Origin of the sequence: Methylobacterium sp. ME121 (assembly GCF_000974725.1) — a bacterium.
Lineage (GTDB): Bacteria > Pseudomonadota > Alphaproteobacteria > Rhizobiales > Beijerinckiaceae > Methylobacterium > Methylobacterium radiotolerans.
This window is the reverse complement of sequence record NZ_BBUX01000179.1, coordinates 1-938: the sequence shown is the minus strand read 5'-3', so window position 1 is coordinate 938 and position 938 is coordinate 1. Positions and strand designations below refer to the sequence as shown.

1 protein-coding gene is annotated in these 938 nt (G+C 68.0%); it reads right to left on the bottom strand.

The features are described 5' to 3' along the window. The coding region (locus tag ME121_RS32795) for an IS630 family transposase (protein ID WP_059410342.1) at positions 1-858 on the bottom strand (858 nt) is incomplete at its 3' end. Positions 859-938: the final 80 nt, after the last annotated feature.

The window sequence follows — 938 nt, the reverse complement described above, 5'->3', positions numbered from 1 at the left end:
GAAGTGCAGGTGCCAGCGCGGGCGCTTCAGCAGCCAGTCGTGGATCAGCTTGGTCTTATGGGTGGCGGCGTTGTCGAGGACGAGATGGACATCGAGGTCTGCCGGCACGCTCGTCTCGACCTGATCGAGGAAGGCGCGGAACTCGACCGAACGATGTCGGCGCGTGCAGCGGCCGATCACGGTCCCCGCCCGAACATCGAGGGCAGCAAACAGATCGGTCGTGCCCTGGCGGCGATAGTCGTGGGTCCGGCGCTCGGGCTGCCCGGGTCGCATCGGCAGCACCGGCGCGGTCCCGGTCAGCGCCTGGATCTGGGGTTTCTCATCGACACACAGCACCACGGCGCGGTGCGGCGGGGCCAGGTAGAGGCCGACGACATCACGCACCTTGTCGACGAAGGCGGGATCGGTCGACAGCTTGAAGGTCTCGGTCCTGTGTGGCTGCAGGCCGAAGGCGCGCCAGACCCGTGAGACCATGGTCTGGCTCATTCCGACCCGCTTCGCCATGGCGCGCGTTGACCAGTGAGTGGCGTTCTCTGGCTGGCCTTCCAGGGTCAGCGTGATCATCGCCTCGATCGCCGTGTCTTCGACGCCACGCGGCGCACCGGAGCGTGGCAGGTCGACGAGACCGTCGAGGCGATAGGCGAGGAAGCGGGCGCGCCACATCGTGACACTCGGACGGCTGACCCCGAGGCTGCGGGCGACGCCGGTGTTCGTGGAGCCGGGCTCGGCGCAGGCCAGCACGATCCGGGCGCGCTGGGCCAGCGCCTGACCGATGTTGCGGCGGCGGACCAGGCCTTCCAGCTGCGCGCGCTCATCGTCGGTCAGATCAAGCTCGGCCGGCTTGGGACCACGGGCCATCGCAGCAACCTCCTCGCGGACGTCCGGCAGATGCCTCTCGACCACCAAAACCGCAAGGAAACCTCTAACTCAGACCACTA